The organism is Actinomadura graeca (assembly GCF_019175365.1).
Lineage (GTDB): Bacteria > Actinomycetota > Actinomycetes > Streptosporangiales > Streptosporangiaceae > Spirillospora > Spirillospora graeca.
Genome location: NZ_CP059572.1, coordinates 663,470 through 684,663, shown reverse-complemented (window position 1 = coordinate 684,663; position 21,194 = coordinate 663,470). Strand labels below are relative to the sequence as shown.

Here is a 21,194-nt window from a genome sequence, read left to right as displayed (position 1 = left end):
GGCGCCCGCCGCGGCCGGGCGGGGCGGACGGTCAGGGGCGGCGGGGCCGGCAGGTGTAGGTGACGTTCACCAGCACGATCATCGTGCAGGTGAACAGCAGGCCCGGCAGCCCGGCGTTCACCACGGCGATGGCGCTGAGCGGGATCGCCGCCAGCAGCGACAGCACCGCCATCGCCAGGCTGTGGTCACGCTCACCGGCGGCCCGGCGCGGCCTCCGGGGCTCCGGCTCCGGCATGGCCGCGCCGCCCGCGCGGACGGCCAGCGTCTCCTCGATGCGGCTCACGACCGTCTCGATGAACGCCTCGTCGTAGTCGGGGCCGAGCTCGCGCCGGGCCGCCAGGGCCGCCCTGAGGTCCTCGCGGGGCAGGCGAGGGGTCGTCGTCGTCATATCTCGGTTATAGGCAACCAGGGACGTCGCCTGCCTCACTCCCCGGGGCGAACCGTCGCATACCCCTCAGGGATGAGGTGGATCACACGGCCGCCGGCGGATCGTCCGCCCCCGCCGGCGACCGAGCGCGCCGGTCCGGCGCGCGGCGCTCATCGGGGGGCCGGCCTGAGCGCGGCCGCCAGCGCGGCGCTGGCCAGCGCGACGACCGCGGAGGCGAGCATCGCGACGTTCGTGCCGTGCGCCAGCCCGGACGGGCCGTCGCCGCCCCCCGTGGCGATGGCGCCGACGACCGCGACGCCCACGGACGCGCCGATGTAGCGGGCGGTGTTGTTGGCGCCCGAGCCCATGCCGGCACGGTCGGCGGGGACGCTCTCCACGGCGAGCCGGGCGAGCATCGCGTTCGCCAGGCCGCTGCCGGCCCCCGACAGCGCCAGGCCCGGGGCGAGGCGCCACCAGTGCGCGTCCGGCGCCAGCCCGAGCATCGCCAGCTCGCCCGCCGCGCTCAGCGCGAGCCCCGCGGCGAGCAGCCGCCCGGCGGGCAGCCGCGACGGCAGGCGGCGCGCCTGCAGCGCCGCGGCGAACGACAGCACCGACCAGATCGCCAGCACGAGCGCCGCCGCGAGCGGGGACAGGCCGAGGACGATGGTCATCACCGTGGCCAGGTAGCTCATCACCCCGATCACGGCCAGCCCGGTGATCAGCGCGCCGATGACCGACAGCAGGAACGCCGCCCGCCGGAACAGCCCGAGGTCCAGCATCGGGTCCCGGCGCCGCCCCTCGACCGCGGTGAACGCGGCCAGCAGCACCGCCGCCGCGGCGAACAGCGCGAGGACGGCCGGGCGGGTCCAGCCCACCCGTCCCCAGGTGATCGCCGCGACCAGCGCCGCGACGCCCAGGCCGAGGGTGGCCACGCCCGGCAGGTCCAGGCCGCGCGGCCGGGCCGCCCGCGACTCGGGCAGGGTCCGGGCGGCCGCGCCCAGCGCGACCGCCGCCGCGGCCGCGAGCCAGTACCAGACGCGCCAGTTCCCGGCCGCGGCGGTGCCCGCCGCGGCGATCGGGCCGAGCGCGATGCCGAGCCCGAGCATCGCCCCCCAGACGCCGGTGGCGTGCGCACGGCGCGGCCCGGGCGCGAACACGGCGGCGACGGTGCCGAGCCCCGCGGCCAGCAGCGCCGCGCTCGCCGCGCCCTGCACGATCCGCCCGATGACGAACACGAGGGCGGTCGGCGCCACGGCGCAGGCGATGCTGGAGGCGGCGAGCGCGCCGGCGCCGAGCGTGAACACGCGGCGGCGCCCGTGGTCGTCGGCGAGGCTGCCGAGCGCCAGCAGCGCCGCGGCCAGGCCGAGGCTGATCGAGCTCATCAGCCAGATCCGGGCGGTCCCGCCCGCGTGCAGCCCCCGCGCGGTGTCGGTCAGCACCGCCATCGGCGCGGTGTACATCAGCGCCAGCAGCGTCGCGGCGGCGGGCAGCACCAGCGCGGCGGTGGAGCCCGGCGCGCGGTGACCGGCGCGGGGGGTCGCCAGGGTCGTCATGCGGTCTCCCAGGATCGAGTGGCGGATCCGGTTCGGTGAACGAACTTGATCTCCGACCGTAGCATGATCCGGTTCGGTGAATGAACCTCAGGGGCGGTAGTGTGACCTGCATGGCACTCGGCAAGGACTACGTGGCGCAGGACTGCTCGCTGGCCCGGGCGCTGGAGGTCGTGGGGGAGCGCTGGACGCTGCTGATCGTCCGCGACGCCATGTACGGCGTGCGCCGGTTCAGCGACTTCCTGGCCCGGCTGGACATCCCCCGCGCGGTGCTCTCGGCGCGGCTGCAGGCACTGGTGGAGACCGGCGTCCTGGTCAAGGACGGCCACGACTACGTGCTCACCGAGATGGGCGAGGAGCTGTTCCCCGTCGTGCACGCGCTCTCCTGCTGGGGGGAGCGGCACCTGTCCGCCGAGGTGTGCCGCATCTTCGTCCACGCCGGCTGCGGCACGCCGGTGGAGGTCGACGGCACCTGCCCGTCCTGCGGCCGCGCGGTCCCCCTGCGCGACCTGGAGATCCACGCCGGCCCCGGCGCGCTCTACCGCGACGACCCGGTCAGCGTCGCGCTCCGCTCACCGCACCGCATGCTGGAGCCGATCCGCCCCTGACCCGTCCCCGCCGGGGTCAGGCGCCCAGGGCGCGCGCGATGAGGTCGGCCACGGCGTCGGGGTCCATGTGCTGCCCCGTGAGGGACGCCAGGTTCTCCTGGTAGATCAGGACGGCGGTGAACGTGGCGGCCGCGACCTCCAGCCGGGCCTGGTCGCCGCGCGCGCCGGGCAGGGCCAGTTCGAGGGCGTGCCGCGCGCGCCGGAACACCTCGCCGTTCAGCCGCCCGAGCCTCTCCCGGACCGACCGGTGCGTGTCGGCCTCGCGGAACAGGATCCGCCGCATCGCGGGCGAGGCGTGCAGCGGGAGGCGGCGCGCCAGCCGCGACAGCGTGCCCGCGGGGTCGCCCGGCAGCGCCTCGACGGCGCCGTCCGGCAGCTCCTCGACGAACGTCCGCTCGTCGACCAGTGCCACCAGGACGTCGATCTTCTGCGGGAAGTAGTGGAACACCAGGCCCTTCGGGACCTGCGCGTGCCCGGCGATGCGGGCGGTGGAACTGGCCTCGTAGCCGCGGTCGGCGAACAGCGCCTCGGCCGCGTCCAGGATCCTCGTGCGCGAGTCGGCCGTGCCGGTCCCGCCGGATGCGCTCATCGGCTCCGCCCCCGAAACGGCCGCTGGGTCCCGGGGCGCTCTCGCGCCCGGGGACCACGTGTCGGTCTCTGTGTCGGTCTCGTCGGTCTCGGGGTGGGTCAGGCCGCGGCCTCGCCGCCTCCGCGCGCCCGGGTCGCACCCCACACGCCGACGATAGTAGCGACGCCGCCCGCGATCCACGCCGTCCAGGCCCCGGCGTCCTCGCCGCTGAACCCGAACGCCCACGGCGCCACGAAGATCAGCAGTGCGAACGCGGTCGCCGTCCAGGCCGTGGGCCCGGCCGCGCCGAGCAGCGCGTACAGCCCCGCGGCCGCGAGCAGGGCGCCCAGCACCATCAGCGGCTGCTTGCCGGCGTCATCGGCCCACAACCCGGGGGCCAGGAGCGCGGCGAGGCCGGCCAGGAAGGCCACCCCGTCCTGCCATGCGAACCGTTCCATCCGCCACCTCCAGTATGGAGTTTTCGTTCACCCGGTCAGTTCCCTGATTGACCGCCCGGTCAATCTTTCCCGGACGCCTGTTCGATAGCGCCCAGAGGTGAGCCCACCGGGACGCCAAGACAGGTGGGCGGGACGTCCGCACCAACCGGCCCCCAATCCGCTCATGAGGTCCGGACAGGAACGGATGTCGGCGGGCGGACGGCGCCGCAGCGCCGAGATCAGCGGCACCTCGGCGGCCAGCAGGAATCCTCCGGCGAGCTGGGCGCGGTTCGCCGCGATCTGCAACCCGGGACGGTGGTCTGGCCCCCTGCCATGGACGCGGGCGGGAAGGCGGTGAGTGGTCTGCGGCTCCAGGGTCTACTTGAGGTCGAACGCCAACTCGACAGAGAAGTCGTAATTGGTGACGGCGGAGACGTTGCCACTGGACGTCGCAAGGGTCAGGGTCCACTGGTCGCCACCGGCCTCGACCGGGAAGGATTGGTCCCCGAGGTCGCAGAAGTCGCCGTCCTGGGGTCCGCTCTCGTTCGAGGCTAGTCTCCAGTGAATTTTGGAACGCTCACATGAACCATGAACGGCAAAACGCAGCCGTGTGGTCAGCAGCGGTGTTCTGAACGTGAACTCGTGTTCTTCGCCGGGGTGATCCAGGGTGCCGACCCAGGGATCGGGGTGACCGCCGCCCAGCCGCTCCGAGGCTTTGACGATCAGTTTGTGCACCGCAGTCTCCTGCAAGAGAAAGGAATAGTTCTTGACGCTTGCGGTTCCGGTGACCTCCAACTGGTAGCGGCCCGGCTTGTCGATCTTAAGGGTGGTGTCGCTGAACTGGTTGGGGTAGGGCTGGCCGACGGGCTGGCCGTGCTCGTCCCGGAGTGTGAAGGACAGGCTGGGCTGATAGAGCGGTTTCCTGTTCTTGTTGGTGCCGAGCGCAACGAACTGGACGGCGTTCAAAGCGCCCGAGTGAAGAAAGTCGAACTCGTACCGGTCCTTCTCGCCCGGGCCGGAGATGGAGCCGCGGCCGTCGCCGCTGGAGCCCACCTTTTCGCCCATCTTAAGAGGCCAGGTCTTCGGCCGATCCGGGACGACGGGCCGCTCGTTGTCTGTGAGAAGCACGGCAGCCCCGACGCTCGCGACCATGAGCAGGATGGCACTGGCCGATACCGCGATGGTGCGCCGCCATTTGGGGCGGTCCGTCACAGTGGGAGCGGCGGGGGAGTGGTTGGGCGGGTCCGCCCGGGTCTGCTCGGCGTGAGGTCTGGTGTCGGTGAGGAGCGCCAGGAGCGTCTGGGAGGCCGTTGGACGCTCCCGGCCGTCCTTGGCGAAGGCCAGTTCCACCAGGGTGCGCAGCGGTTGAGGCACGCCTTCCAACTCGGGTTCGGTGGTGACGATCCGGTGCATGACGGCGGCGCCGTTGTCGCCGTGTCCGAACGGTGGCATTCCCGTGGCGGCGAAGACCATGGTGGATGCCCAGGAGAAGAGATCGGTGTGGGTGCCCACCTCGCCCATCTGGATCTGCTCGGGGGCCATGTAGGCGGGGGTGCCGATCTGGCGGCTGATGGCGGGATCGAGGGTTTCGAGCGCCCGCGCGATACCGAAGTCGATCACCCGGAGCCCGTGCGGGCTGACGATGATGTTCCCGGGTTTGAAATCGCAGTGGACGATGCCCGCCGCGTGGATGGCCACGAGCGCGTTGAGCGTGCTCACGGCGAGACGTTCGAGCTCAAGTGGCTCGTAGGGGCCATCGGTGTCCAGGGCTTCGAGGAGCGTGCGTCCTTCGACGAATTGACTGACGACGTAGGGGGCCGATTCGTCGGTGGCGACCGCCATCACTCTCGCGGTGCAGAACTGGCGGACCCGCTGGGCGGCACGGGCCTCCTTGACGAACTGGGTCCGGGCCCAGGTGTTCCCGGCCAGATGTGGATGCAGTCGTTTGACGGCCACCCGCCTGCCTTCGGCGTCGACGGCTAAATAGACACTGCCCTGCCCCCCCGCCCCCAGCCGGCCGATGATCCGGTAATCCCCCACGTATTCCGGGTCGTCTGGCCCAAGAGGCTTCATTTCGGGCATTTCGCTCCCCGGATCGCAGTGAATTACGTGAATGAGACGTCCTCACCACCGGTGCGGTTGCCCTGAAACAGAAAAACGGCTCTCGTCTTCGGTGCAGCGCCTTGCTCAGGATGGGCCTAGGGTGGCGCCGCGCAGGGTTGTGTAGAACGGGGATCCGGACAGGCGGGAGCCGCGTTCCTCGCCGATGTAGACGTCGGCGTGGTCCTCCCCGCCGTATCCGGGGCGGAACAGGTCGGTGACCGTCCAGCGGGCCTTTTGGAACGCGCGGCACACCTTCGCCTCGACCCGGCGGCCGTTCCCCTCCCGTCCGCAGCCGGTGATCGCGAACCGCTGGCCCCGCGCGAGGACGGACCTGTCGGCCGCCGCCGACGTCCAGGCCCGCAGCGGCCGTCCCGCCGAGTCGCGTGTGGTGTCGTCCAGCCAGAAGCCGACGCTGGACGACCAGTTGAGGTAGCGGCCGCGCTCCGGCCCGGACGTGATGCGCCCGCTGCCCTCGGTCTGGATCACTTTGAGGAAGTCCTCAGGGTAGGAGCCCAGCGGGTCCTTCCCGTGCGAGCAGTGGAACTTCAGGCAGCCGCGCACCGCCTTGGGCTTGCCCCGGTAGAGGCTCTGCGACGCCGTGTAGTAGGTGGTGATGCGCCACTTGCCCGGTCGTCCGAGGGGCTTGCCGTCTGGGACGGCGGCCGCTGCCGTGGGTGATGCTGTGGGGGAGGGGGCCGGTTCGGGGGCGGCCACGGTGGGTGGGGGGACCGCCAGCTCGCCGGACGGGCCTTGGGTGTTCTGCCCGCATCCCCCCATGGCCACGGTGACGGCCACGCACAGCGCGACCGGTGCTCTGGGCCGCATCCCACCCCCGAAGCTCGCCGTGAAGTCAGCTCACCGCGGAGTCCCGCGCGGGCTCCTCCGCCACCGCGGACCCTATCGCGGCGCCCCTGTCCGGACGGCCCGGCAGCGAGAACGCGGCGACGACCAGCACCGCCGCCGCCAAGACCATCCACCAGAACGCCGTGCCGAACGCCTCCGCCCGGGACGCCCCGTCCGAGACGCGATCCTGCAGCAGGAGGGTCACGACCGTGATGCCGAGCGCCGCGCCGATCTGGTTGAGGACGTACAGCGTCCCGGTCGCGCTGGAGGTCGACTCCGCCGGGACCGACCGGTAGACCGAGGCCATCGTCGGCGCGCCGATGAAGCCCAGCCCGAGACCGCACAGCACCGAGCACGCTCCCAGCCAGAGCGGGCTCGTGTCCGTCCCGGCCTGGGTGTAGGCGAGGGTGGTGAGCACGACGATCGCGCCGCCGGCGGGGACCAGCGCGCGTGCGCCGACGCGGTCACTGAGCCGTCCGGCGATGGGCATGCCGAAGAACGCGCCGACCCCCTGCGGGACGAGCAGCAGCCCGGCCGACAGGACGCCGTGTCCCTGGACCTGCTGGTAATAGAGCGGGATGAGGAACAGCAGCGCGAACAGCACGCCGCCGACGAGCGTCATCACCGCGACGCTCGCCGCGTACGGGCGGATCGACAGCAGCCGCAGGTCCACCAGCGGCGCGACGCGGGGCCGCAGCGCGTGCACGACGTAGGCCAGGACGAGTGCTGCGCCCAGCGCGATGCCGGCGACCACGCGCGGCGCGCCGAACCCGGCCGTCGCCGCCTGGGAGAGCCCGTACATCACCGCGACGCAGCCGGGGCTGAGCAGCAGCAGGCCGAGCACGTCGAGCGGCCTGCGGGCCGTCCCGTCCGGCGCGCCGCGCGGGACGGACCGCACCGCGAGCGCGATGGCGAGCGCGCCCACCGGCAGGTTGACCAGGAACATCCACCGCCAGGGCAGGTACTCGTTGATCAGCCCGCCGGCCACCGGGCCGAGGATCGGGCCGAGCGTCATCGGGACCGACATCAGCGCCATCGTCCGGCCCGCCCGCCGCGGCCCGGCGGCGCGGGCGAGCACGGTCAGCAGGGTGGGCTCCATCAGGCCGCCGCCGAGGCCCTGCACCACCCGGAACGCGATCAGGGCCCCCGCGTCCCAGGCGAGCGCGCAGAGCAGGGACCCCGCGGTGAACAGCGCGAGCCCGGCGAGCCACACCGCGCGCCCGCCGTACCGGTCGACGGCCCAGCCGCTCACCGGGATCGCCGCGGCCAGCGTCAGCATGTAGGCGCTGGCCGTCCACTCGACGGTGTCCAGCGGCGCGCCGAAGTGCGCGGCCAGCGTGCCGATGCCGACGTTGACGATCGTCGCGTCCAGCAGCGCCATGAAGCCGCCCAGCATCATCACCCCGATGAGCCGCGCCAGCGGCCCGTCGATCCGGTCCTCCGCGTCCATCTGAACTCCTAGTTCATTGGATTGAACTGACTAGTTCAATGCTGTGGGCGTCACGGTAGCATGGCGATGTGAGCGCGGGCGAGATGACCGGGGAGCGGTCCCGGGGCCGGCTGGACAAGCGGGCGGCGATCCTGGACGCGGCGCTGCGCGTGTTCTCCCGCGAGGGCTACGAGCGGGCGAGCATCGACATGATCGCCGCGGAGGCGGGCGTCGCGAAGCCGACGATCTACAACCACCTCGGCGGGAAGGAGAACCTGTTCCGGCAGATCATGATCGACGCCGCGCGGGAGACCAGCGCGACGTTCCTGGCCGCCCTGGAGGGCTTCCCGGGCGACCCCGGTGACGCCGGGTCCCTGCGGGACGGCCTGCTGGCCGTGGCCCCGCGGCTCGTCGGGTGCTTCCACCGGCCCGAGTCATGGGCGTTGCAGCGGCTGCTCTACGCCGAGTCCGTCCGCTTTCCCGACCTGTACGCCACCGTCCGGGCCAACGGCGCCGGCCAGATCGCCGACGCCCTCGCGGGGCGCCTCGCCCGCCTCGGCAACGCCGGGCTCCTGGAGATCGCCGACCCCGACCGGGCCGCCGGGCACTTCATCGCCCTGCTCACCCACGAGCTGGTGGCCCGCTCCGAGCTGGGCAACCGGACGATCTCCGCCGAGGAGCAGGACACGGCCGTCGCCGAGGGGATCGACGCCTTCCTCCGCGCCTATTCCCCCCGCTGACGGGCACGAAGGCGGCGCCTCCCCCGGAGGACGCCGCCCGTGCGCGGGTCAGTGGCCGCGCGCCACCCACTCCTCCAGATGCGGTGCCTCGGCGCCGATGGTGGTCGGGTCGCCGTGGCCCGTGCGGACGACGGTCCCGGCGGGCAGCGTGAGCAGCCGCCCGCGGATCGACTCGATGATGGTCGGGAAGTCGGAGAACGACCGGCCGGTCGCGCCCGGCCCGCCCTGGAACAGGGTGTCGCCGGAGAAGACCGTCTCCAGCGCGGGGGCGTGCAGGCAGACCGCCCCGGGACTGTGCCCCGGCGTGTGCAGGACGGTCAGATCGGTACCGGCGACGGTGATCACCTGGCCGTCGGCCAGCTCCCCGTCCGGCGTGGTCCCCGGATGGCGCCGCTCCCACAGCATCAGGTCGTCCGGGTGCAGCAGGACGGGCGCGCCCGTGCGCGCCGCCAGCTCCGGCGCGGCGTCGATGTGGTCGTCGTGGCCGTGCGTGGACACGATGGCCACCAGCCTGCGCCCTCCGAGCGCCTCGGCGATGGCGCCGGCGTCGTGCGCGGCGTCGATGACGAGCGCCTCCGCGTCGTCCCCGACGATCCACACGTTGTTGTCGACCTCCCACGTCCCCCCGTCCAGCGAGAACGTGCCGGACGTCACGAGATGGTCGATGCGGGCGGCCATCAGAGGAGCACCACCGAGCGCAGCACGTCGCCGTGGTGCATCTTCTCGAAGGCCGCCTCCACGTCGTCCAGCGTGATCGTCTCGGACACGAACGCGTCCAGGTCGAGCCGCCCCTGGAGGTAGAGGTCGATGAGCATCGGGAAGTCGCGGGACGGCAGGCAGTCGCCGTACCAGGACGACTTCAGCGACCCTCCGCGCCCGAACACGTCCAGCAGCGGCAGCTCCAGCCGCATCTCCGGCGTGGGGACGCCGACGAGCACGACCGTCCCGGCGAGGTCCCGCGCGTAGAACGCCTGCCGGTAGGTCTCCGGGCGCCCGACCGCGTCGATGACGACGTCCGCGCCGAAGCCCCCGGTGAGGTCCCGGACGGCCTCGACCACGTCGGCGTCCGCGGCGTGCACGGTGTGCGTGGCGCCCAGGGACGTCGCGGACGCGAGCTTGCGCTCGTCCAGGTCGATCGCGATGATCTTCGCCGCGCCCGCGAGCCGGGCCCCGAGGACCGCCGCCGCCCCGACGCCGCCGCAGCCGATCACCGCGACCGAGTCGCCGCGCCCGACCCCGCCGGTGTTGATCGCCGCGCCGAGCCCGGCCATCACGCCGCAGCCCAGCAGCCCGGCGGCCGCGGGCGCGGCGGCCGGGTCGACCTTGGTGCACTGCCCCGCGGCCACGAGCGTCTTGTCCGCGAACGCCCCGATCCCGAGCGCGGGCGACAGCGCCGTGCCGTCCTCCAGGGTCATCTTCTGCGCGGCGTTGTGCGTGTCGAAGCAGTACCAGGGGCGCCCGCGCCGGCACGCCCGGCACCGCCCGCACACCGCCCGCCAGTTCAGGATGACGAAGTCGCCGGGCTCGACCTCGCCCACGCCGGCGCCCACCGCCTCCACGACCCCGGCGGCCTCATGCCCGAGCAGGAAGGGGAACTCGTCGTTGATCCCGCCCTCGCGGTAGTGCAGGTCGGTATGGCAGACCCCGCATGCCTGGATCCGCACGACCGCCTCGCCCGGCCCGGGGTCGGGGATCGTGACCGTCTCGATCCGCACCGGCTCGCCCCGTCCCGGTGCGACGACCCCGCGTACCTGCTGCCCCATGCTGCCGCCTCTCGTCGAATCCGTGCCCCACGACCCTATAGATCGGTTTCCCGGCGCCCCACCTCGCCTCGGCCACGCGCTGCCCCGGATTCCCCCGTCCGGCCGTCCGCGGTCAGCCGAACCGGATGACCTTGAGCCTGTCGGCGGCGTCACGGTCCAGGACGGTGACGCCGGCGGCGGGCGGCAGGGTGCCGCCGCGGGCGCGCTCGACCAGCGGCAGCCACCGCCGGCAGTGGCGGGCGAACGTGGCGCCGGTGACGACCCGGCCGCGCGCGACCTGCCCGGCGCGCGCGGTCTCGGGGTCGACGTCGATGAGGACGAGGTGCACCTCGCCGCCGCGCAGGCGGGCCAGCCAGGAGAAGCAGTGCAGGATGTGGGGCCAGGTGCCGCGGGTGTGCGCGACGACGCCGTGCCCGGCGGCGACCGCGCGGCCGATCCGCCACACGTGCGTCGCGTGGACGAGGGGGGTGCGCAGGCGCGGGGGGAGGGGGCGCAGGGCGGGCGCCCACCAGTTGCGGGACTGCCGGGAGTCGATCACCCGGACGTCGCCGAAGGGCACCGGGGCCGTCTCGTCGCCGCGCAGGCGGTAGATGCGGTTCAGCAGGGTGCTCTTGCCCGCCCCCGGCAGGCCCGCGACGAGCACCAGCGAACCGGCGGGGAAACGCAGGGCGGGTCCCGGGTCCACGTCAGTGGGTTGGTGGATGGTCCATCTCCTGGTTCGGGCCCCGAGGTCGGTGGGAGTGTGGTTGGAGAAACGAACACCCCGCACCGGTTGTTCCTCGGCGCGCCGGAGACGGTCACCAGCCGCGGGACCGCCATTCCGGCAGCGAGGGGCGCTCGCGGCCGAGCGTGGAGTCCTTGCCGTGGCCAGGGTAGAACCAGGTGGCGTCGGGAAGGCGGTCGAACACGCGCTCCTCCACGTCCGCCAGCAGCTGCTTGAACAGGGTCGGGTCGCCCCAGGTGTTGCCGACGCCGCCGGGGAAGAGGCTGTCGCCGGTGAACAGGTGCGGGGTCGCCGCCAGCTCGCCGCCCGCGTCGTACAGCAGGGCGATCGAGCCGGGCGTGTGCCCGCGCAGGTGGACGACCTCCAGGGTCGCGCGTCCCACCCGGACGGTCGCCCCGTGCTCGACCGGCTCGGCGACCGGCTCGGGCAGCGCCTCGGCGTCGCGCGGGTGCGCCACGACCGGCGCGCCCGTGGCCCGCGCCACCTCGGCCAGCGCCATCCAGTGGTCCTGGTGGCGGTGGGTGGTCACGATGCGGGAGAGCGGCCCGTCCCCGAGCAGCTCCAGCAGGCGGGACGCCTCGTTGGCCGCGTCCACCAGCAGCTGCTCGCCGGTGGCGGTGCAGCGCAGGATGTAGGCGTTGTTGTCGTAGGGGCCCACCGCCACCTTCGTGACGGCCAGGCCCGGCAGCTCCCGGACGTCGGGGCGGCCGCCGGCCTCGACGTTGCCCGTGTAGCTCATGAGTCCTCCCGCCGGATGGTCAGGGTTTCCATCCTCCACCATCGGCCGCCGCGGGCACCGGCGGGTGGTCCACTGAGTGAAATGAGTCGCCAGACGCAGCCGGTTCGTGCATACGCGGACGGAAGTTTCACCCTTGTTGCCCGACGATGGTTTGTGGAAGATCAGATCGACCGGTGAGGACGGTGACGCGTTGGTTACAGCATTCCGTCCCGGACGGGACGGGGAGACCCCCGAGGACATCCTCGGGCACGCCTGCGTCCTGGTCCGGCTCTGCGGCCAGGACGCCGCGATCGCCGCGGTGCTGCTCGCCCTGGTCCTGGTGGGGACCGTGACCCGGCTGGCGGCGGGCCTGCCGGGCGCCGTCGCGCTGGCGCTGCTGCCGGTGGTGGCGGGGACGTTCACGGTCTCGGCGGTGTACGCGGTCCGCTCCCGGCGGACGCTGGTGTCGGTGCTCGGCCGGGTGCGCGGCGGCACCGGCGCGCCGGTCGACCCGGGCGTGCCGTGGACGCCGTTCGGCTCGTCGGTCGTGCTCGACGACCGCGTCCGCGACACGCAGCTGCGCCGCCTGCTGTCGGCGGCGCACCGCTGCGGGGAGCTGTCCTGGCAGGCGCTCGCGTGGGCGGTGACGACCGCCGTCCTGTTCCTGTTCTGGACGCTGGCGGCGGCCATGGCGGGCGGGTGACCGGGTGATCGGCCATGACGTGCGGCCGGGCAGCTTCTGGGGGCTGCTGTCCCCGACGGACCGTCAGGCGCTGCGGGCGATGGGCCGGCGCACCGACATCCCGCCGGGCGGGATGCTGTGCCATCAGGGGGTGACCGCGCCCGCGGTGTACGTGGTCTTCAAGGCGGCGCCGCGCGCGGCGGGCAACGCGGTGGCCAAGGAGTTCGTGGACTCCAGCGAGGGCGATGAGTCGATCATCGACCTGTTCGGGCCGGGCGACCTGGTCGGCGTGCTCGGCCCGTGGGGGCATCCGCAGCGCGGGACGGTCGCGGCCCTGGACCAGGTCGCGGCGCTGCGCGTGGACCGCGGCAAGTTCCGCAGCCTGCTGGCGGCCAGCCCGCAGGTCGCCGAGGCGATGATGCACACCGTCTCCGAGGCGGTGACCTACGGCGGCAGGCGGCACGCGGTGCGGGCGGCCGATCATCCGCAGCGGCTGGCGTACCACCTGCTGGAGCTGGCCCACCGGTTCGGGGAGCGCACGGCGCGGGGCACGGAGATCCCGCTGCGGCTCAGCCAGGCCGAGCTGGCCAACTGGGCCGGGATCTCCCGCGAGACGCTGGTGCGCTGGTTCCGGCTGTGGCGCGACAAGGGGATCCTCGACCGCAGGCCGCGGCCCCTGACCGTCCTGGACCTGGAGAAGCTGCGCCGCGCGGCCAGCCCGTGGGGCGACGAGTGGCCGATCGCCGTGAACGACCCGGGCTCCTTCGTTCCTTTAGGGACTCCTGAGCCGGCACCTGCGGCGGGCGCGGGTATCGCCGCGCGCGCGCCTGTGCGCATCGAGACCTCTAGTGGACGGCCGCCCGGGATGCGCCTGCCGGCGGACAATCCGTTCTTCGCCGGGCGGAACGTCAGCCTGGGCAAGCTGGACATGCTGGTGGCCCAGTCGGAGTGGCCGCGCGCGGTGGTCGTGCAGGGGATGGCGGGCGTCGGCAAGACGACCCTGGCCCTGCACTGGGCGCACCGGGTCGTCGACCGGTTCCCCGACGGGATCGTCTTCGCCGACCTGCGCGGGACGACGCGGAGCCCGGTCACCCCGGCCGAGGCGATGGGGCAGGTGCTGCGCGCGGTCGGCGTCCCCGGCCACCAGCTGCCGCGCACCGAGTCCGAGCTGGCCGCGCAGTGCCGGTCGCTGCTGGCGGACCGGCGGATGCTGCTGATCCTGGACAACGCCGCGCGGCCCGAGCAGATCAGGCCGCTGCTGGCGGGGACGGTGTCGGGGCTGGTGGTGGTGACGAGCCGGCGGCGCCTGCCCGCGCTGCTGGAGGGCGCCGACGTCCGGACGCTGGAGCTGCGGGAGATGGTCACCCAGGAGGCCGTGGACCTGATCGCGGGCGTCCTCGGCCCGGCGGACGAGCGCGTCCGCGACGAGCGCCGGGCGGCCGAGCGGCTGGCCCGCGAATGCGGGCACCTCCCGCTGGCCCTGGCCGTCATGGCGGGGAAGCTCGCGGAGAACCCCGGCGAGTCCATCGCCGAGACCGTCCGGGAGCTGACCTCGCGGGACGGGCGGACCGCGCCGTACGGGGCGGGCGTGCCCGGCGCCGGCCTGCACGCGGGCCCCGCCGCGGGGCCGGAGCTGCAGAGCGTGCTCAGCCCCACCTTCGACGTCGCCTACCGGGGCCTGCGCCGCGACCAGCGCGAGGCGTTCCGCCGCCTCGGGCTGATCGCCGGGCCCGACTTCACCCCGAGCGCCCTGGCCGCGCTCCAGGACCGGACGGTGGAGGAGTCCCGCGAGTGCCTGGAGGGGCTGCGGCAGGCGTACCTGGTGCACGACGTCGGCCCCGGCCGTTACCGGATGCACGACCTGCTGCGCGACTTCGCCGGAGAGCGGGGCCTGCGCGAGGACGCCGACAGCGACCTGCTCGCGGCGCAGCAGCGCCTGCTGGCCGGGTACCTCGCCGAGGCGCGGGAGGCGGGCGCGGTGCTCGCCGGGCGCCGCCGTCCCGTCGTCCACGGGGGCCGGGGGGAGGACACGAGGTCCCGGCCGCCGGACGCGTCCGAGCGGGCCGCCGGCCTGGCCTGGTTCGAGGCCGAGCGCCGCAACCTGGTCGCGGCCGTGCGCCAGGCGGCGCGGCTCGGGCTGCACCGCACCTGCTGGGAGCTGGCCGACGCGCTGTTCGACTTCCTGGAGTTCCGGCGCTACAGCGAGGACAACATCGCCGTCCACCAGGCGGGCCTGCACGCCGCCCGCACCGAGGAGGACTGGGCCGCGGCCGCCGTCATGCTGCACAACCTGGCCGTCGCGCACCTCGAACTGGGCCGCTCCGTCCCGGCCATCGGCTACGGGGAGGACGCCCGCCGCGGGTTCAGGGCCGTCGACCCGCCCGACCGGTACGGCGAGGCCGCCGTGCTGGCCACCCTCGCCGACGTCCACGCCGCCTTGGGCCGCTACCTGTCGGCGATCCAGCACGCCCGCCGCTCCCTGGACATCTACCGCGACCTCCAGGACGACGGCGGCGTGGCCAAGGGGCACGACACCCTCGCCCGCGCGGGCCTGGGCCTGGGCGACTACGAGAACGCGCTGCACCACGCGGGCGAGGCACTGGACGCGCGCCGGCGCCTGCGGGACCAGCCGGGCGTCGCCGAGACCCTGCTGACCCTGGCGCAGATCCACCGGCGCCGGGGGAACGTCCACGACGCCGTCTCGCACGCGCTGGAAGCCCTCTACATCCGCCAGGAACTGGCCGACCGGCACGGCGCCGCCCAGGCGCTCACCGAGCTCGCACGGATGAACGCCTCGCTCGGCCTGCGGGACATGGCACAGCGCGACGCCGACCAGGCGCTGCGCGACTACCGGGCCTTGGGCGCACGCCACGGGGAGGCGCGCGCGCTGACCACACTCGGCATGCTGATGTGCGACGCCACCCGCTTCGCCGAAGCGTTCACCTACTGCGGGCAGGCGCTGCGCCTGCACCGCGACATCAGCGACCGGCACGGCGAGGCCGAGACGCTCGCGCAGATCGGGATCGTCCACTGGCGCCTGGGCCGCTACCTGGAGGCGCGCGAGCACCTGCTGCGCGCCCTGGAGATCCGCCGCGAGATCGGCGACCAGCACGGCGAGGCCCACGACCTGGAACACCTGTCGGTGGTCATGCGCCGCCTGGAGCGCCCCCAGGAGGCGTTCGTCCTCGGCCTGGAGGCCCTGGACCTGTGGCACCACCTCGGCGCGCAGGCCGGGCTCGCCGGCACCCTCGGCAGCCTCGCCCGCACCTACCTGCGGCTCGGCCTGCCCGACGACGCCGAACGCGCCGCCCAGCAGGCGCTGCAGATCCGCCGCGACACCGGCGACTCCTACGGCATGGGCACCGGCATGGACACCTTCGCCGCCGTCCTGCGCCGCAGCGGCCGCCCCGAGGAGGCCCTGGAGAAGGAGCTGGAGGCACTGCGGCTGCTCGGCGAGGTCGGCGACCGGCACAGCGAGGGCACCGCCCTGGCCCACCTCGCCGGGATCCACCTCGACCTCGGCCGCGCCGACGAGGCCCTGGAGACCGGGCGCCGCGCGCTGGAGCTGGCCACCGAGCTGGGCGACACCCGCGAGCAGGCGTCCGCGCTGCACACGATGGCGTGCGCGTCCCAGACCCTCGGCAAGCACACCCGCGCCGCCGAGCACTTCCACGCCGAGATCGCCATCCGCCGCGACATGGACGACCACCGCGGCCAGCGGCAGGCACTGGATCTGCTGCGCGACTCCCACCTCGCGCTCGGTGACCAGACCTCCGCCGCCGACTGCGCCCGGCGCGCCCGGGCCCTCGACAAGTGGCTGGAGGATATGTCGCTCGACGTGTGACGGAAGACGCAGTCCGGAGCCTTACCGGCAAGTTGACTGGAGTCGGGGCGCACCGTCCCCGCCCGGATCCGGCGAGGAGGCGAGATGGGGACCACCCGGTTCTGGGACGCGCTGCCCGCGCACGCGCGTGACGGGCTGCGGCGGGCCGGTACCACGGCGATGATCAGGCCCGGCGCGTTCCTGATGCGCGAGCACACCCGCGCGGCGCAGGTGTTCGTGCTCCGCGCGGGCGCGGTCAAGGTGTGGGTGGACCGTGACGGCGAGATCGCCATCCTCGACGTCCTCGGTCCCGGCGACCTGGTGGGCGAGATGGAGGCGGTGGACGGCGGGACGCGGCACGCCAATGTCGAGGCGCTCACCCCCGTGGAGGCGCTCGTGCTCCCCGCCGCCCGCTTCCGGACCGTCCTGGACGAGCACCCCGGCGCCGCGTGGGCGGTGGCGGGCGTCCTGGCCGAGCGGCTCCGGGACGCCAACGACCTGCGCATCGCCCACTTCCCCGACGATCCCGAGCGCCGCCTGGCGAGCCGCCTGCTCCGCCTCGTCGGACGCCTCGGCTCGCCGCTCAAGGAGGAGCGGCCCGACGGCGTCACCCGCGCGCTGGACGGCGGCTACCAGGTCCAGGTCCCCGTCACCCAGCAGGACCTCGGGCGCTGGGCGGGCATGGGCCGCCGCAAGGTCGCCCAGATCCTCTCCTCCGCCCCCGTCCGCGGCCGCCTCACCGTCAGCCGCAACATGATCGTGGTCCGCTCCGTCGACGCGCTGCACGCCCTGGCGCGCGGCGAAGACTGGAACGGAACCGGCCCGCACGGCGACGGCCCGCACGGCGACGGCCCGTTCGGCGACGGCCTGCCCCAGGAGGACTAGAAACCGGCGGGGCGGTGGGGCCAGGGCGGGGGAGCGGGGAGCGGGCCGTCCGGGCGGAGGGCCACCCCCGCGCCGTGCGAGCGGCCGCTCAGCCAGCCCAGCAGGGCGCGTCCCGACCCGGACACCTCCGGCCCGCCGGGCGCCCAGCCCAGGTCCGCCGACTCCCCGGAGTCCGTGGCGGTGACGCGGTGGCCGCCGAGCCCTGCGCGATGCCTCTCGGGGAGCGCCGCGAGGTCGGCGAGCGTGCTGGTCAGCGCCCACCGGACGTAGCTCTCCGGCCAGTCGGCGGGCCCGTAGCCCGCCGCCAGGTCCACATGGTGGGCCTCCACCTCGTGCCAGCGCCGCATGACGGTGAACCACGCCGGATGGGGCCAGCCCGGCATGGCCCGGACAGGAGCGTTCCAGACCTCCTCCGGCAAGGTCCTGGCCTGCTCGGAGAACCTCGCCGCGCTGGCCCGGACGTCGTCGGCCATCTCGCCGGGGCTCCGCTTGGCGCCCTCCTCCAGCGCCGCGTTGCGCGCGTCCACGCTCGGGTACTGCGGTATCTCCACGCCCGTCCGCGCCCATTCGAGCAGGTTCCACAGGGAGTCGGCGTTGCGGGCGATGTGCGTCGCGACGTGGCCGCGGCTCCAGCCCGGCAGCGCGGACGGCGCGCGCACGTCCTCCTCGGTCAGCGAGGACAGCGTCTCCGCGACGCGATCCGAGCCCGAATCCAGCTCACCGATGACGCTCCGCCACTCCATCGAGGCCCCCTCGTCCGCAGGAGGCTCCATCCTGTCGCACCCGCCGTACCGGTGCCAGACCGCTCACGCGAGCGCCTCCGCCATCGCGGCGCGGTCCTGGTACTCGCCGCCACCGCGCGATCCGGCCGTCCCGCGCCCGCAGCACCACCACGAACGAGCCCGCCGGGGGCGGTGTTGCGGTGGCGGGGGGTGTTCGAACACGTGTACGGTGCCAGAGAGCCGCCGGGGCCGCGAAATGCGGCGGCGGCAACCGCTGTTATGGACTCGGGGGATTCTGTCCGACCCCCTGGCTAGCCTTGATGCCGCCACCACCGCGCCCAGAAGAGGAACCGGAAGTACGCCGTGCATGACCGACTCATCGTGCGTGGAGCACGCGAGCACAACCTGAAGGACGTCTCGCTCGACCTCCCGCGGGACTCCATGATCGTGTTCACCGGTCTGTCGGGGTCCGGGAAGTCGAGCCTGGCGTTCGACACGATCTTCGCCGAGGGCCAGCGCCGGTACGTCGAGTCGCTGTCGGCCTACGCCCGGCAGTTCCTCGGCCAGATGGACAAGCCCGACGTCGACTTCATCGAGGGCCTGTCGCCCGCGGTGTCCATCGACCAGAAGTCGACCAGCAAGAACCCCCGGTCGACGGTCGGGACGATCACCGAGGTCTACGACTACCTGCGGCTGCTGTACGCCCGGATCGGGCATCCGCACTGCCCCGACTGCGGGCGGCCGATCAGCCGGCAGGCGCCGCAGCAGATCGTCGACCGGGTCCTGGAACTGGAGGAGGGCACGCGGTTCCAGGTGCTCGCGCCCGTCATCCGCGGCCGCAAGGGCGAATACCTGGAGCTGTTCCGCGAGCTGCAGTCCAAGGGGTACTCGCGGGCGCTGGTCGACGGCCGGATGGTCCGCCTGGACGAGCCGCCCACGCTGAAGAAGCAGGAGAAGCACGACATCTCCGTGGTCATCGACCGGCTCTCGGTGAAGGACTCCGCCCGGCAGCGCCTCGCGGACTCGGTGGAGACCGCCCTCGGCCTCGCGGGCGGCACGATCGTGCTCGACTTCGTGGACCTGGACGAGGACGACGAGCACCGCACGCGGATGTACTCCGAGCACCTGTACTGCCCCTACGACGACCTGTCGTTCGAGGAGATGGAGCCCCGGTCCTTCTCCTTCAACTCCCCGTACGGCGCCTGCCCCGACTGCACCGGGCTCGGGACGCGCATGGAGGTCGACTCCGAGCTCGTCGTCCCCGACGGGGAGCTGACGCTCGGCGAGGGCGCGATCCAGCCGTGGTCCAACGGCCACGTCAGCGACTACTTCCTGCGGCTGCTGTCGGCGCTGGGCGACGCCATGGGCTTCGATCTCAACACGCCGTGGGACCGCCTGCCCGCCAAGGCCCGCAAGGCGGTCCTCAACGGGCACGAGACCCAGGTCCACGTGCGCTACAAGAACCGGTACGGGCGCACGCGCTCGTACTACACCGCCTACGAGGGCGTGATCCCCTACATCCAGCGGCGGCACGCCGAGTCCGAGAGCGACTCCAGCCGGGAGAAGTTCGAGGGCTACATGCGGGAGATCCCGTGCCCGACCTGCAAGGGCGCCCGGCTCAAGCCGGTCGTGCTGGCGGTCACCATGGGCGGGATGTCCATCGCCGAGGTCGCCGCGATGCCGATCGGCGAGGCCGCCAAGTTCCTGCTGGCGATGGAGCTGAACGAGCGCGAGACCCACATCGCCGAGCGGGTGCTGAAGGAGATCAACGCCAGGCTCGGGTTCCTCCTGGACGTCGGGCTGGACTACCTCACCCTGGACCGGGCGTCGGCGACGCTCGCGGGCGGCGAGGCGCAGCGGATCCGGCTGGCCACCCAGATCGGGTCCGGGCTCGTGGGCGTGCTGTACGTCCTGGACGAGCCGTCCATCGGCCTGCACCAGCGCGACAACCACCGGCTGCTGGAGACGCTGCTCCGGCTGCGCGACATGGGCAACACCCTGATCGTCGTCGAGCACGACGAGGACACCATCGCCGCCGCCGACTGGGTCGTGGACATCGGCCCCCGCGCCGGCGAGCACGGCGGCGAGATCGTCGTGTCCGGCACGGTCGACGACCTGCTGAAGTCGGAGGACTCCCTCACCGGCGCCTACCTGTCGGGGCGGCGCGAGATCGCCGTCCCGCGGATCCGCCGCCCCAGGGCGAAGGGGCGCGAGGTCACGGTCAAGGGGGCCCAGCAGAACAACCTGCGCAACGTGGACGTGTCGTTCCCGCTCGGCATCCTCACCGCGGTGACGGGCGTGTCGGGTTCGGGCAAGTCCACCCTGGTCAACGACATCCTCTACAACTCGCTGGCCAAGCAGCTGAACGGGGCGCGCACCGTTCCCGGCAAGCACCGGCGGGTCAACGGCGTCGACCAGCTCGACAAGGTCGTGCACGTCGACCAGTCGCCGATCGGGCGGACGCCCCGGTCCAACCCGGCGACCTACACCGGTGTGTTCGACCACATCCGCAAGCTGTTCGCGCAGACCACCGAGGCGAAGGTGCGCGGCTACCAGCCGGGCCGGTTCTCCTTCAACGTCAAGGGCGGCCGCTGCGAGAACTGCTCCGGCGACGGCACCATCAAGATCGAGATGAACTTCCTGCCGGACGTGTACGTCCCGTGCGAGGTCTGCCACGGCGCCCGCTACAACCGGGAGACCCTGGAGGTCCACTACAAGGGCAAGACGATCTCCGAGGTGCTCGACATGCCGATCGAGCAGGCCACGGAGTTCTTCGAGCCGATCAAGGCGATCCACCGGCACCTGAAGACGCTCAACGACGTCGGGCTCGGCTACGTCCGGCTCGGCCAGCCCGCGCCGACCCTGTCGGGCGGCGAGGCGCAGCGTGTCAAGCTGGCCTCGGAGCTGCAGAAGCGCTCCACCGGCAGGACGATCTACGTGCTGGACGAGCCGACCACCGGCCTGCACTTCGAGGACATCCGCAAGCTCCTCGGGGTGCTGAACGGGCTGGTGGACAAGGGCAACACCGTGATCGTCATCGAGCACAACCTGGACGTCATCAAGACGGCCGACTGGATCATCGACATGGGCCCCGAGGGCGGCTCGCGCGGCGGCACCGTCGTCGCGACGGGCACGCCCGAGGACATCGCGGGGGTCGAGGCCAGCCACACCGGCCAGTTCCTCACCAAGATCCTCGGCTGACGGGCGGAGGGTCACGGCGGGTCGCCGCGCG

Annotated in this window: 18 protein-coding genes; 6 read left to right on the top strand and 12 right to left on the bottom strand. The window is 73.3% G+C overall.

Features of this window, described 5'->3' with window-relative positions; all coding sequences use genetic code 11:
• Positions 1–31: 31 nt before the first annotated feature.
• Positions 32–388 (bottom strand): hypothetical protein, encoded by a 357-nt coding sequence (locus tag AGRA3207_RS03355; protein WP_231333085.1) that lies wholly within the window; start codon positions 386–388, stop codon positions 32–34.
• Between the two features lie 149 nt (positions 389–537).
• Entirely contained in the window at positions 538–1,920 is a 1,383-nt protein-coding gene (locus AGRA3207_RS03350) for an MFS transporter (RefSeq protein ID WP_231333084.1), read from the bottom strand.
• A gap of 110 nt (positions 1,921–2,030) precedes the next feature.
• Here AGRA3207_RS03350 and AGRA3207_RS03345 point away from each other — a divergent pair, with 110 nt between their 5' ends.
• Positions 2,031–2,525: a winged helix-turn-helix transcriptional regulator gene (locus tag AGRA3207_RS03345; protein WP_231333083.1), complete on the top strand. Its 495-nt coding sequence runs from the start codon at positions 2,031–2,033 to the stop codon at positions 2,523–2,525.
• A 16-nt stretch (positions 2,526–2,541) separates the two neighbouring features.
• Here the strand turns inward: AGRA3207_RS03345 and AGRA3207_RS03340 are convergent, their stop codons facing one another.
• The 5 genes from AGRA3207_RS03340 to AGRA3207_RS03320 form a co-directional block, all read right to left on the bottom strand.
• Positions 2,542–3,114, bottom strand: a complete 573-nt coding sequence (locus AGRA3207_RS03340; protein ID WP_231333082.1) for a TetR/AcrR family transcriptional regulator — start codon at positions 3,112–3,114, stop codon at positions 2,542–2,544.
• Positions 3,115–3,212: 98 nt separating this feature from the next.
• The gene (locus tag AGRA3207_RS03335; RefSeq protein ID WP_231333081.1) at positions 3,213–3,551 is read right to left on the bottom strand and encodes an SPW repeat protein; all 339 of its coding nucleotides are present in this window, start codon (positions 3,549–3,551) and stop codon (positions 3,213–3,215) included.
• Positions 3,552–3,908: 357 nt separating this feature from the next.
• A complete protein-coding gene (locus tag AGRA3207_RS03330; protein WP_231333080.1) occupies positions 3,909–5,612 on the bottom strand; it encodes a serine/threonine protein kinase in 1,704 nt (567 codons plus the stop codon).
• 105 nt (positions 5,613–5,717) lie between these two features.
• On the bottom strand, positions 5,718–6,458 hold the full coding sequence (locus tag AGRA3207_RS03325) for a hypothetical protein (RefSeq protein WP_231333079.1): 741 nt from the start codon (positions 6,456–6,458) through the stop codon (positions 5,718–5,720).
• 25 nt (positions 6,459–6,483) lie between these two features.
• Positions 6,484–7,926 carry a DHA2 family efflux MFS transporter permease subunit gene (locus tag AGRA3207_RS03320; RefSeq protein WP_231333078.1) on the bottom strand — a complete coding sequence of 481 codons (1,443 nt, stop codon included), beginning with the start codon at positions 7,924–7,926 and terminating at the stop codon, positions 6,484–6,486.
• Between the two features lie 68 nt (positions 7,927–7,994).
• Between AGRA3207_RS03320 and AGRA3207_RS03315 the strand changes: the two genes are divergently transcribed.
• Positions 7,995–8,645: a TetR/AcrR family transcriptional regulator gene (locus tag AGRA3207_RS03315; protein WP_231333077.1), complete on the top strand. Its 651-nt coding sequence runs from the start codon at positions 7,995–7,997 to the stop codon at positions 8,643–8,645.
• Positions 8,646–8,693: 48 nt separating this feature from the next.
• On the opposite strand, the gene AGRA3207_RS03310 is transcribed toward AGRA3207_RS03315, so the two are convergent.
• The 4 genes from AGRA3207_RS03310 to AGRA3207_RS03295 all read right to left on the bottom strand — a co-directional run bounded on the left by AGRA3207_RS03310 (position 8,694) and on the right by AGRA3207_RS03295 (position 11,871).
• Positions 8,694–9,326, bottom strand: a complete 633-nt coding sequence (locus AGRA3207_RS03310) for an MBL fold metallo-hydrolase (RefSeq protein WP_231336214.1) — start codon at positions 9,324–9,326, stop codon at positions 8,694–8,696.
• On the bottom strand, positions 9,323–10,408 hold the full coding sequence (locus AGRA3207_RS03305; RefSeq protein ID WP_231333076.1) for an S-(hydroxymethyl)mycothiol dehydrogenase: 1,086 nt from the start codon (positions 10,406–10,408) through the stop codon (positions 9,323–9,325). Before AGRA3207_RS03305 ends, AGRA3207_RS03310 begins: the two co-directional genes overlap by 4 nt.
• A gap of 112 nt (positions 10,409–10,520) precedes the next feature.
• Positions 10,521–11,093 carry an ATP-binding protein gene (locus AGRA3207_RS03300; protein ID WP_231333075.1) on the bottom strand — a complete coding sequence of 191 codons (573 nt, stop codon included), beginning with the start codon at positions 11,091–11,093 and terminating at the stop codon, positions 10,521–10,523.
• Between the two features lie 112 nt (positions 11,094–11,205).
• Positions 11,206–11,871, bottom strand: a complete 666-nt coding sequence (locus AGRA3207_RS03295; protein WP_231333074.1) for an MBL fold metallo-hydrolase — start codon at positions 11,869–11,871, stop codon at positions 11,206–11,208.
• A gap of 190 nt (positions 11,872–12,061) precedes the next feature.
• On the opposite strand from AGRA3207_RS03295, the gene AGRA3207_RS03290 reads away from it, so the two are divergent.
• From AGRA3207_RS03290 to AGRA3207_RS03280, 3 genes are all read left to right on the top strand, one after another.
• Complete coding sequence (locus tag AGRA3207_RS03290; protein WP_231333073.1) at positions 12,062–12,553, top strand: hypothetical protein; 492 nt, start codon at positions 12,062–12,064, stop codon at positions 12,551–12,553.
• Between the two features lie 4 nt (positions 12,554–12,557).
• Entirely contained in the window at positions 12,558–16,376 is a 3,819-nt protein-coding gene (locus AGRA3207_RS03285) for a tetratricopeptide repeat protein (protein ID WP_231333072.1), read from the top strand.
• An 84-nt stretch (positions 16,377–16,460) separates the two neighbouring features.
• The gene (locus AGRA3207_RS03280) at positions 16,461–17,240 is read left to right on the top strand and encodes a Crp/Fnr family transcriptional regulator (protein WP_231333071.1); all 780 of its coding nucleotides are present in this window, start codon (positions 16,461–16,463) and stop codon (positions 17,238–17,240) included.
• On the opposite strand, the gene AGRA3207_RS03275 is transcribed toward AGRA3207_RS03280, so the two are convergent.
• Entirely contained in the window at positions 17,237–18,013 is a 777-nt protein-coding gene (locus AGRA3207_RS03275; RefSeq protein ID WP_231333070.1) for a maleylpyruvate isomerase family mycothiol-dependent enzyme, read from the bottom strand. The genes AGRA3207_RS03280 and AGRA3207_RS03275 overlap by 4 nt on opposite strands.
• A gap of 312 nt (positions 18,014–18,325) precedes the next feature.
• On the opposite strand from AGRA3207_RS03275, the gene uvrA reads away from it, so the two are divergent.
• Positions 18,326–21,163, top strand: coding sequence for an excinuclease ABC subunit UvrA (uvrA, locus tag AGRA3207_RS03270; protein ID WP_231333069.1), 2,838 nt, complete (start codon positions 18,326–18,328; stop codon positions 21,161–21,163).
• The last annotated feature ends 31 nt before the right edge of the window (positions 21,164–21,194 follow it).

Excerpts from the sequence above, each read along its gene's own strand:
- AGRA3207_RS03355 (WP_231333085.1), bottom strand. The coding sequence starts at position 388 with ATGACGACGACGACCCCTCGCCTGCCCCGCGAGGACCTCAGGGCGGCC.
- AGRA3207_RS03350 (WP_231333084.1), bottom strand. The coding sequence starts at position 1,920 with ATGACGACCCTGGCGACCCCCCGCGCCGGTCACCGCGCGCCGGGCTCC.
- AGRA3207_RS03345 (WP_231333083.1), top strand. The coding sequence starts at position 2,031 with ATGGCACTCGGCAAGGACTACGTGGCGCAGGACTGCTCGCTGGCCCGG.
- AGRA3207_RS03340 (WP_231333082.1), bottom strand. The coding sequence starts at position 3,114 with ATGAGCGCATCCGGCGGGACCGGCACGGCCGACTCGCGCACGAGGATC.
- AGRA3207_RS03335 (WP_231333081.1), bottom strand. The coding sequence starts at position 3,551 with ATGGAACGGTTCGCATGGCAGGACGGGGTGGCCTTCCTGGCCGGCCTC.
- AGRA3207_RS03330 (WP_231333080.1), bottom strand. The coding sequence starts at position 5,612 with ATGCCCGAAATGAAGCCTCTTGGGCCAGACGACCCGGAATACGTGGGG.
- AGRA3207_RS03325 (WP_231333079.1), bottom strand. The coding sequence starts at position 6,458 with ATGCGGCCCAGAGCACCGGTCGCGCTGTGCGTGGCCGTCACCGTGGCC.
- AGRA3207_RS03320 (WP_231333078.1), bottom strand. The coding sequence starts at position 7,926 with ATGGACGCGGAGGACCGGATCGACGGGCCGCTGGCGCGGCTCATCGGG.
- AGRA3207_RS03305 (WP_231333076.1), bottom strand. The coding sequence starts at position 10,408 with ATGGGGCAGCAGGTACGCGGGGTCGTCGCACCGGGACGGGGCGAGCCG.
- AGRA3207_RS03295 (WP_231333074.1), bottom strand. The coding sequence starts at position 11,871 with ATGAGCTACACGGGCAACGTCGAGGCCGGCGGCCGCCCCGACGTCCGG.
- AGRA3207_RS03280 (WP_231333071.1), top strand. The coding sequence starts at position 16,461 with ATGGGGACCACCCGGTTCTGGGACGCGCTGCCCGCGCACGCGCGTGAC.
- AGRA3207_RS03275 (WP_231333070.1), bottom strand. The coding sequence starts at position 18,013 with ATGGAGCCTCCTGCGGACGAGGGGGCCTCGATGGAGTGGCGGAGCGTC.